Source organism: Flavobacterium aquatile LMG 4008 = ATCC 11947, from assembly GCF_000757385.1.
GTDB classification, from domain to species: Bacteria; Bacteroidota; Bacteroidia; order Flavobacteriales; family Flavobacteriaceae; genus Flavobacterium; species Flavobacterium aquatile.
Genome location: NZ_JRHH01000003.1, coordinates 845,873 through 856,388, shown reverse-complemented (window position 1 = coordinate 856,388; position 10,516 = coordinate 845,873). Strand labels below are relative to the sequence as shown.

The following is a 10,516-nucleotide window of genomic DNA, read 5'->3' as shown; positions in this document are numbered from 1 at the left end:
AAACCTTTTCCTATTCTGTGCAAATCTTTTTTTAAGTTTTTTTCAGTATTTGTTAATGAACGTCTGCCTTAATGCGGGTGCAAAAGTAAGTATCTTTTTCAATCTCGCAAGTCTTTTTTAATCCTTTTTTGAAAGTTTTTTTTAATTACCTGAAAACAAGATTGTTGTTTGCTAAAGTTTTTTTGATTATTTTTCTTAGAAGTGAAATTATAGTGAAATTGCTTCTGAAAATCTTATGTCTTCTCAAATGGATCACTCAAATAGCCCCGATTGTAGTGGAAATAAAAGCAGTTTTTTCTTTAAAAACTGCTTTTATTGCAGCGAAAGCGGGAAAATGGATAACCGAAAATGCCCGAACCAATCGCTCATTAAAAAAATACTAGCTATTATACCTATATATATTGTGTGTATTTATTTCTTTTTGTTGACTTCTTCTGCTTTTTGTATCCAATACTCGGTTAGCTCATCGTAATTGTATGGAGTTGCAGGTTTTTGTTCTACCAGTCTATTGTTTTCGAAGGCTCGTTTTAGAATTGTTTCGATTAGATAATCCTCATTTACTTTGTTGGGTTCGTATTTGGCTTTAATATTTATGTCAAAAAGCTTTGCGGTGTTGTTTGACCAGAATGCTTTCCAACCGCTTTTATAATCTTTTATAAGGTCGAAGGTTGTGATGCCTGTTTGACGATGGATTAGCTTGACTAAAATTTGTCCTTGTTTTCTGGATAATTTTTTGAGTTGTGCTTTAAATTCGTTCTCCATATAATCTTCAACGATTTTGAAATAGCGCTTTTTATCTTTATTGGATTTTAGTTTATCCATGTTTGCGTTGAGCGCAGTTAATCTTTCGGAAGCAACTTTTGCGTATGGGTATACTCTGTAAACTCTATTTTGAAGTAGTAGGAATTGTTTTTTAGCTTCGGGATCTAATTTTTCTTTGTAGATACGAACGTCTTCAAGATATATTGTGTCGTGTAACATTGAAAGCGTATCGCCTTCTACAATTACATATTCTTCACTTTTACTTAAAAGTGTATCCGTTTTTACTTGAGCGGAAAATAGAGATGGGATTGCTAAAAGAATTATTAAGATATATTGTTTAAACATGGTTATTAAATTTATTGTAAAAATATATAATATCCTTAACAAGTGTAATGCCAAATTTATAATTTAGCAAAAAATAATTTATGGCAACAAAATCTATACTTACAAAATCATCATTATCGTTTTTAGAAACTTATTTAAATAACCCATCACCAACAGGATATGAATCTGGTGGACAAAAGATATGGATGGATTATTTAAAACCTTATGTTGATACTTTTATCACGGACACTTATGGAACGGCAGTTGGAGTAATTAATCCAGATGCTAAATTTAGAGTTGTAATTGAAGGACATTCGGATGAAATTTCTTGGTATGTAAACTACATTACAGATAATGGACTTATATATGTTATAAGAAATGGTGGATCTGACCATCAAATTGCGCCTTCGAAGCGTGTTAATATTCATACTAAAAACGGAATTGTAAAAGGTGTTTTTGGTTGGCCAGCTATTCATACGAGAAATCGCGGTAAAGAGGAAGCTGCCACAATTCACAATATTTTTATTGATTGTGGATGTTCTACAAAGGAAGAAGTTGAAAATTTGGGTGTTCATGTGGGATGTGTGATTACGTATCCTGATGAATTTATGGTTTTGAACGAGAATAAATTTGTTTGTAGAGCGATTGACAACAGAATGGGCGGATTTATGATTGCGGAAGTTGCTCGTTTATTGAAGGAAAATAAGAAGAAGCTTCCTTTTGGATTGTACATCGTAAATTCTGTTCAAGAAGAAATCGGACTTCGTGGAGCGGAAATGATTACTCAAACGATAAAACCAAATGTAGCCATCGTAACCGATGTTTGTCACGATACTACTACACCTATGATTGACAAAAAGATTGAAGGCGATTTACAAATGGGTAAAGGTCCAGTTATTGCTTATGCGCCAGCTACACAAAACATTTTACGAGAATTGATTGTTTCTACTGCAGAAGAAAAGAAAATTCCGTTTCAACGACATGCAACATCACGTGTTACTGGAACAGACACTGATGCTTTTGCTTATAGTAACGGCGGTGTTGCATCGGCATTGATTTCTCTTTCTTTGCGCTATATGCACACAACTGTTGAAATGGTGCATAGAGAAGATGTAGAAAATGTAATTAAATTAATTTATGAAAGTTTGTTGAAAATTGAAGACAACCACGACTTCTCATACTTTAAATAATATACCTTTATATCTTTATCTTTCAAAAAAAATATAAACACATGAAAAAACTAATTTTAATAACGTTACTAGCGTGCTTTTCTATTTCAAATGCTCAAAAGTCTAAGCGAAATAAAACTATAAAGGGAAATGAGAAAGAAGTTACTGTAAGCAGAACAACTCCAGAATATGATAAAATTGAAGTTGGAGGTTCATTTGATGTCAAGCTAATTTCAGGTAAAGAAGGCAACATAACTATTAAAGGAGATGAGAATTTAGTTGAACTATTAAAAACCGAAGTTGTAAACGGAACTTTAAAAGTTAGGTTTGAAAGAGGGAAAATGATTAAGTACAACTACAAATCAACATTAGAAATTACAATTCCATTCGAACAAATAAATGGATTATCGTTCTCTGGTTCTGGAAATTTCTTTGGGAAAGACGTTATTAAAACCGAAAATCTCGAAGTAGAAATTGCTGGTTCTGGTAATGTAAAATTTGAATCAAATACTACAAACACCAAAATAGCAAGAAGTGGCTCAGGAAATCTAAATGTGAAAGGTAAAACTCAAAATTTAGAAATTGAATCAACCGGTTCTGGAAATGCGAATGCATCAGAATTACTTGCAGAGAATGTTGTAGCCTCTCAAACTGGTTCGGGAAACATCAAAGTTAATTGTTCAAAGAAATTAGTTGCTCGATCTACAGGTTCTGGAAGTATTATTTATAAAGGAAATCCTGAAAAAGTTGATAAAAGTTCCTCTGGATCTGGAAGTATTTCTGGAAATTAACTGATTTATTATAAATTAAAAGCCCTAAAACTAAGTTGTTTTAGGGCTTTTTTCATTTAATTTTTTACTTATGATTTCAAAGAATCTTTCTTGAAATTATCATTTCTAAATTCTTGAACTTTCACTTCATTTGAAGTTTTATTGATTAAATCAAAATCTAAAGGATAAAATTCATCCGATAAATCGCTTTCAATTATTTGATTATCTTGTTTAATAACCTCTTCTACCGTTCTACCATAATATAATGGTTGATAAACTTCCTCTTTACTTTCGGTGATTCTTTTATCGTCGGCAATTACTTCTTCAATTGGTTTTTTATAATTTGAAGCGATAATCGAAACTGCTTCATCAATTTTTGATTGTGATTCTAAAGTAACTTCTGGCTTGTTTAAAACCCCTGTTTTAGTTTCCAATGAAGAACCTAAATTCATTTCTAAGTTTGAATCTGCTTTTGCAAATTCTACTTCTTGACCTTGTTGCTCTTTTGCAACTACATTAGCATGAGATGTAATTGTAAACATTACTGCTAAAACTCCGAAAATAATGATTGATTTGTTCATGATTGATTTTTTTTAAATGATTGATTGATGTTTATTTTTTTATTATTTTACTATAACTATTAATATTCTATGCAAATATATATCTTTTAAAAGGTACATTGCATTACAAAGTACTAAAATTTAACTTTTAATTAACAAATTTGTTTTGATGAACATTAAATAATTTCTTGATTATATTAATAAGACTTTTCAAGATAACTATTGTTACATCAGTTAGTTGACTATAACAAAAAATTAACATTGCATAAAAAAACCACGCAATAACGTGGTTTGAGAAGTAAATTGTTATTTGGTTAAATCGAATTTAAATACTGCAAAACATTCTTTTCAATTCGCTCATTGATATTAGAAATATCAGCTTTTGCAAATTTTTCACCTAGAATGTTTTCATATAATTCGATGTAACGATCAGAGACAGTTTCTATATATTGGTCGCTCATATCTGGAATTTGCTGTCCGTCTTTTCCCTGAAAACCATTTTCAATTAACCAACGACGAACAAATTCTTTTGATAATTGTTTTTGCTCTTCTCCTCTATCTTGTCGTTCTTGATATCCATCGGCATAGAAATAACGAGATGAATCTGGAGTATGAATTTCGTCTATCAAAACAATTTTTCCGTCTTTAGTTTTTCCAAATTCATATTTTGTGTCTACTAAAATTAATCCGCGAGAAGCTGCAATTTCTGTTCCTCTTTGGTATAAAGCACGAGTGTAATTTTCCAAAATTAGGTAATCTTCTTCAGATACAATTCCTTTTTCTAAAATTGCTTCACGAGAAATATCTTCATCATGCGAACCATTATCTGCTTTTGTAGTTGGTGTAATTATTGGTGTTGGAAATTTATCGTTTTCCTTTAAACCTTCTGGCATTGTTACACCACAAAGTATTCTTTTTCCTAACGAATATTCACGAGCAGCATGACCAGAAACATAACCACGAATTACCATTTCTACTTTAAAAGGTTCGCATAAATGTCCAACAGCCACATTTGGATCTGGCGTTGCAATTAACCAATTGGGAACAATATCCTGAGTTAGCTCCATGAATTTTGTTGCAATTTGATTTAAAATCTGACCTTTATACGGAATTCCTTTAGGCAAAACCACATCAAAAGCCGAAAGTCTATCGGTAGCAACCATAACCAAAAGTTCATCATTTATATTGTAAACTTCTCTTACTTTACCTCTATAAACTGATTTTTGACCTGGAAAATTGAAATTTGTTGTAGTAATTGTGTTCATTATAATTGTGTTGTTGTATTTGGCAAAAATAGTTTCTTTTCAACACAAATACAATTATTTATTTACTTAAAACGTAGCGTCTAATTACTCGGCTAAATATTCGATAACCGAGAATTTTTCGCAAATACTTCATCAAATGTGCGTCGAAACCTATAGAATATCTTCTGAATTTCTTGGATGGATTTTCCGAAATTTTAAGTAATTTATCTAGAATTGCTTGAGTTAACTCATGATTTTCAGTCGTTTTTCTGTTCATAATTCCGTCAATACTGTTCATCATTGTATTGTATGATTCAATAGTTGAATTTTCACATTTAGAAATATTCTTCTGAAAATTGGTTGGTGCATTTCCGAATTGAACTGTACAAACACTAATATTAAAATCTAGTAATTCGTATGCCATACATTCAGAAAAACTTTCGAGTGCTTTTTTCGTCGAATGATAAAAACTTCCTAATGGCAAATTTACCAATCCAGCAATGGAAGAAATATTGATAAACTGACCTTTGTTTTGCTCTCGAAAATGTGGAATAAAAGCACGACAAACTTTGACAACGCCAAGATAATTTACCTTAACAATTCCGTCAATTTTATCATCTTCAGATAATTCTACAAAACTTCTGTAACCTACGCCAGCATTGTTAATGATGACGTCAATTGATTGAAAATCAGATAAAATTTGTGCTTTGGCTTTCTGAATACTTTCTTGAGATGCTACATTGAGTTCGTAACATTTAATATTAGAAATATTTTCAAAAACCGTTGCTTCTTTAATGCAAATCATCGTAGCAATTACATTCCAACCGCTATTTGAAAAATGAATTGCTATTTCTTTTCCTAAACCGCCAGAAGCTCCAGTTATGAGTATAGTTTTGATTTTGTTTGGATTTTAAGATTCCAAATCTATACTATTTTGTAGTGAAATACAAAAAACTGAATCAAATTTTATACCTGACAGATTTTGAAAACCTGTCAGGTGCAAAAAATATTAATCATTATTCTCAATCTGCTTATAAGCATCAATCACTTTTTTAACTAATCTATGACGCACGATATCTTTATCGTCTAGATAAATTATTCCAATGCCATCGATGTCTTTTAAAACCAAGATGGCTTCTTTCAATCCAGAAATGGTTCTTCTTGGTAAATCGACTTGTCCTGGATCACCAGTAATAATGAATTTGGCGTTCTTACCCATACGAGTCAAAAACATTTTCATCTGCGAATGGGTCGTGTTTTGAGCTTCATCAAGGATTACAAAAGCGTTATCCAAAGTTCTTCCACGCATAAATGCCAGAGGAGCAATTTGGATAATTCCTTTTAAAATGTAATCTTCCAGCGTTTGCGGAGGCAACATATCGCGCAACGCATCATACAAAGGTTGCATGTATGGATCTAATTTTTCTTTCATGTCGCCAGGAAGAAATCCTAAATTTTCTCCAGCTTCTACAGCAGGACGCGTTAAAACGATTCGTTTTACTTGCTTTTCTTTCAATGCTTTCACAGCAAGTGCAACTCCTGTATACGTTTTTCCAGTTCCAGCCGGACCAACAGCAAAAACCATATCATTTTTATGAACTGCTTCAACCAACTTCTGCTGGTTGGGCGTCATTGCTTTAATTAATTTTCCGCCAATACCATGCACTAAAATTTTGTCATGGTCGGGCATGCGCTGTTCTTCTTGTGAATTACTTTGAATCACTCTTTCAATAACATTATTGTCAATATTGTTGTATCGAGTAAAGTGAAGCATTAATCTGTTAAATCTGTTTTCAAATTCGTCTAACTCGTCTTTTTCGCCAAATGCCTTAAGTGTTGTGCCGCGCGCCACAATTTTTAACTTCGGATAGTACTTTTTAATTGTTTCAAGATGAGTGTCTTGTGCACCCCAAAATTCTTTTGGAGCGATGTCGTGTAATTCAATGATACGTTCGTTCAAATGGAAGGAGTTTTTTAATTAATTTTTTACTAAATATTAGTAGCTTTGCAATCATTTCAAATTTAAGAAATACACCAATACGTTTTCAATTTAGTTATAAACAATTTTATGTCAATAATTACCCTTACTACCGATTACGGATTAAAAGACCACTTTGTTGGTGCTTTGAAAGGGAAAATTTTATCGCAACATATTGACGCCAAAATTGTGGATATTTCGCACCATGTAGATCAATTCAATATTAGTGAAGCCAATTACATAATTAGTTCTGCTTACAATAGTTTTCCGAAAGGAACAGTTCATATTATTGGTATTGATATCGAATTAACAAATGACAATCAGCACATTGTAATGCAATGGAACGACCATTATTTTATTGCCGCCGATAACGGAATTTTGAGTATGTTGATTCAAAAAATCAAACCTCAAAAAATTGTAGCCATCAATATTCATGATAGATTATTGCCTGAAGCTACAGATATGGATGTATTTGTAACAGTCGCCGTTCATATTGCTAAAGGCGGATTGTTGAATGTTATTGGAAAAGAAATTAAATCCATTAAAGAAGTAACTGAATTGCAACCTGTTATTGCATCCGATTTAAATTCGATTAAAGGTTATGTAGTTTATATCGATCATTTTGGAAATGCCGTAACCAATATCTCTAAAAAGATGTTTATTGATGTGGCAAAAGGAAGACCTTATGAGGTGAATTTCAAAAATAAAAAAGTAAAAAGTATCTTCGCAAAATATTCTGATATCGAGACGACTGATAAGCAACCGTTATCAATCATTAGTGGAAAAGCTTTAGCCATTTTTAATGAAGCTGGATTTTTAGAAATCGGAATTTATAAAAGTAATCCTAAAATTGGTTCGGCATCTAGTTTACTTGGATTAACCTACCGAGATTTTGTGATGATTAATTTTAATAGTTAAATTATGTTTGTAAGAATAGTAAAAATGTCGTTTCATGAAGAAAATATCCAAGCGTTTTTGGATAATTTTGAATTAATGAAATCTCACATACGAAACGCTCCAGGAAATCGTTTTCTTGAATTGTATCAAGATAAAAACAATAAATGCATTTTCTTTACCTATAGTTATTGGGAAACCGAAGCCGATTTAGAAAATTACAGACAGTCTGCTTTATTTGACGAAGTTTGGACATTTACCAAGAAATTATTCAACGATAAACCAGAAGCTTGGAGTGTGGATAAGTTGGTTTCTTTGGAGTAAGAAAATAGAGAAAAGAAAATAGAGAAAAGAAAATAGAATATAGATAAAACTTTGTGACTTAGCGCCTTCGTGGCAAATTTAATATGAAATCAATACTACTACGAGAAATTAAATCCTTTTTTGGTTCGCCAATAGGTTATTTAGTAATCGCCATTTTCTTATTGCTCAACGGATTATTCCTGTGGGTTTTTGAAGGCGATTTTAATATTTTAAACAGCGGATTTGCCGATCTAACTCCGTTTTTTACTATCGCACCGTGGATATTAATTTTCCTAATTCCGGCGGTAACCATGAGAAGTTTTTCGGATGAGAAAAAACAAGGAACTATCGAACTATTGATGACCAAACCAATTTCGATTTGGGAAATCGTTAGCGGAAAGTTCTTTGGTGCTTTTCTACTAATTGTAATTGCAATTATCCCAACATTCATCTACGTTTACGTGATTTATGGTTTAGGAATGCCTGAAGGAAATATCGATATGGGAAGCACAATGGGTTCCTATTTTGGACTTCTATTTTTAATTGCAAGTTATACCGCAATTGGAATTTTCACTTCTACGTTATCCGAAAATCAAATCGTAGCATTTATACTTTCGGTTTTTCTGTGTTTTATATTCTATTACGGATTTCAAGGTTTAACTACTTTAATAAAAAGTTCCGAAAATTTAATTGAACTATTTGGTATGGATTATCACTTTAAAAGTATAAGTCGAGGCGTTATTGACACGCGTGATGTATTGTATTTTGTGAGCATTACCATTTTATTTCTATCAATGACAGTTTATAAATTAAAATCGCTAAAATCGTAATGGAAAATAAGAAGTCAAACTTAAAAGTACTACTTACAACTATTGCCCTTTTAGTTGTATTGAATTTTGCAGGGAATTTTTTCTTTAAGCGTTTCGATTTAACTTCAGATAAACGTTATACACTTTCTCAAACTTCTTTAAACATTATAAAAGAAGTAAAAGAACCGTTGTATGTTGATGTGTTTTTAGAGGGAAATTTTCCAGGTGAATTCAAAAAATTACAAACCGAAACCCAACAATTATTAGAAGAATTTAAAGCCTACAATTCAAATATCATCTTTCAATTTGTAAATCCGCTTGAAGATGAAACCGATCGTGAAGCAATAATGCAATCGTTTTATGACCGTGGATTAACACCATTAAACGTAACACTAGAAGACAAAGGAAAGCAAACACAAGAAGTAGTTTTTCCATGGGCTGTAGTTACTTACGGCGATAAAAGCACCAAAGTGCCGTTGCTAAAAAACATGATGGGTGCGTCAACTGCAGAGAAAGTGGTAAGTTCTGTACAACATCTTGAATATGCTTTTGCAAACGGATTTAATACGGTTTCAAAAAAGAAAGAGAAAAAAGTTGCCGTTATCAAAGGAAAAGGCGAATTGCACGATATTCTAATTGCCGATTTTGTAAAGTCGGTTCGTGAGAATTATTACATCGGAACATTTACCTTAGACTCGGTTGCTAAAAATCCTACTGAGAGTTTGAAGTTTCTTAAAAAATACGATTTAGCTGTAATTGCCAAACCTAGCGAAGCTTTTACCGATGAAGAGAAAGAAGTTTTAGACCAATTCATCATCAATGGTGGAAAAACACTTTGGTTGGTCGATCAAGTGAATATGGAAATGGACAGTTTGTACAATCAAGATGGAACCAATTTGGCTTTTCCACGCGATTTGAATTTGTCCGATATGTTTTTCAAATATGGCGTTCGAATAAAACCCGATTTGATTAAAGATTTACAAGCCGCACCAATTTCGTTAGCCACTGGTCAACAAGGAAGTACAACTCAATATACACAATATCCGTGGATGTATTCGCCAGTCATTTATTCCGATTCTAAACATCCTATTGTAAGTAATTTGGATGCACTAAAATTTGAATTCACAAACCCAATCGAACTACTTAAAAATGATATTAAAAAAACGGTCTTATTATCATCATCCAAATATTCTAAACCTGTTGGAACGCCAGTTGAAGTGAGTTTGAACATGGTTGCCGATAAACCAGACATGAACGAATTTAAAGGAAGTCTAGGTTTTCCTGTAGCGGTTTTATTAGAAGGAAAATTCCATTCGATGTATGAAAATCGTGTGCTTCCATTTAAAGAAAGTTCTTTCAAACCAATCGGAAAAGACAATAAAATGATTGTAATTTCGGACGGAGATATTATCAAAAATCAATTGGATAAAAATTACCAACCACTAGAATTAGGTTTTGATAAATGGACTAACAATATGTATGCAAATAAAGAGTTTATGCTGAATTGCGTGAATTATTTACTTGACGATAACGGACTTATTAACATTAGAAGTAAAGAAGTTGACTTGCCAATTTTAGATAAAGAAAAGGTTTACGATGAATATACTTTTTCGCAAATCATAACTGTCGGAGTTCCAATACTAATTTTATTGGTCTTCGGATTAGTGTTCACATTTATCAGAAAAAGAAAATACAGTAAGTAA

At 32.1% G+C, this 10,516-nt stretch carries 11 protein-coding genes; 6 read left to right on the top strand and 5 right to left on the bottom strand.

The features are described from left to right. Nucleotides 1–411 precede the first annotated feature (411 nt). The gene (locus tag LG45_RS09885) at nucleotides 412–1,107 is read right to left on the bottom strand and encodes a DUF4294 domain-containing protein (RefSeq protein WP_035126654.1); all 696 of its coding nucleotides are present in this window, start codon (nucleotides 1,105–1,107) and stop codon (nucleotides 412–414) included. Nucleotides 1,108–1,187: 80 nt separating this feature from the next. On the opposite strand from LG45_RS09885, the gene LG45_RS09880 reads away from it, so the two are divergent. Continuing rightward, nucleotides 1,188–2,276 (top strand): M42 family metallopeptidase, encoded by a 1,089-nt coding sequence (locus LG45_RS09880; protein ID WP_035126652.1) that lies wholly within the window; start codon nucleotides 1,188–1,190, stop codon nucleotides 2,274–2,276. A gap of 41 nt (nucleotides 2,277–2,317) precedes the next feature. Continuing rightward, the gene (locus LG45_RS09875) at nucleotides 2,318–3,046 is read left to right on the top strand and encodes a head GIN domain-containing protein (protein ID WP_035126650.1); all 729 of its coding nucleotides are present in this window, start codon (nucleotides 2,318–2,320) and stop codon (nucleotides 3,044–3,046) included. A 68-nt stretch (nucleotides 3,047–3,114) separates the two neighbouring features. On the opposite strand, the gene LG45_RS09870 is transcribed toward LG45_RS09875, so the two are convergent. From LG45_RS09870 to LG45_RS09855, 4 genes are all read right to left on the bottom strand, one after another. Then, nucleotides 3,115–3,606, bottom strand: coding sequence for a hypothetical protein (locus LG45_RS09870; protein ID WP_035126648.1), 492 nt, complete (start codon nucleotides 3,604–3,606; stop codon nucleotides 3,115–3,117). Between the two features lie 293 nt (nucleotides 3,607–3,899). Beyond that, a complete protein-coding gene (locus LG45_RS09865) occupies nucleotides 3,900–4,850 on the bottom strand; it encodes a phosphoribosylaminoimidazolesuccinocarboxamide synthase (protein ID WP_035126645.1) in 951 nt (316 codons plus the stop codon). A 58-nt stretch (nucleotides 4,851–4,908) separates the two neighbouring features. Then, nucleotides 4,909–5,712: an SDR family NAD(P)-dependent oxidoreductase gene (locus LG45_RS09860; protein ID WP_255318237.1), complete on the bottom strand. Its 804-nt coding sequence runs from the start codon at nucleotides 5,710–5,712 to the stop codon at nucleotides 4,909–4,911. A gap of 126 nt (nucleotides 5,713–5,838) precedes the next feature. Further along, nucleotides 5,839–6,789 carry a PhoH family protein gene (locus tag LG45_RS09855; protein WP_035126641.1) on the bottom strand — a complete coding sequence of 317 codons (951 nt, stop codon included), beginning with the start codon at nucleotides 6,787–6,789 and terminating at the stop codon, nucleotides 5,839–5,841. A 108-nt stretch (nucleotides 6,790–6,897) separates the two neighbouring features. Here LG45_RS09855 and LG45_RS09850 point away from each other — a divergent pair, with 108 nt between their 5' ends. From LG45_RS09850 to gldG, 4 genes are all read left to right on the top strand, one after another. Beyond that, the gene (locus LG45_RS09850) at nucleotides 6,898–7,725 is read left to right on the top strand and encodes an SAM hydrolase/SAM-dependent halogenase family protein (RefSeq protein ID WP_035126638.1); all 828 of its coding nucleotides are present in this window, start codon (nucleotides 6,898–6,900) and stop codon (nucleotides 7,723–7,725) included. A gap of 3 nt (nucleotides 7,726–7,728) precedes the next feature. Then, a complete protein-coding gene (locus LG45_RS09845; protein WP_035126636.1) occupies nucleotides 7,729–8,025 on the top strand; it encodes a putative quinol monooxygenase in 297 nt (98 codons plus the stop codon). Nucleotides 8,026–8,108: 83 nt separating this feature from the next. Beyond that, a complete protein-coding gene (gldF, locus tag LG45_RS09840; protein ID WP_035126633.1) occupies nucleotides 8,109–8,834 on the top strand; it encodes a gliding motility-associated ABC transporter permease subunit GldF in 726 nt (241 codons plus the stop codon). Next, nucleotides 8,834–10,516, top strand: coding sequence for a gliding motility-associated ABC transporter substrate-binding protein GldG (gene gldG, locus LG45_RS09835; protein ID WP_035126631.1), 1,683 nt, complete (start codon nucleotides 8,834–8,836; stop codon nucleotides 10,514–10,516). The genes gldF and gldG overlap by 1 nt, the downstream gene beginning before the upstream one ends.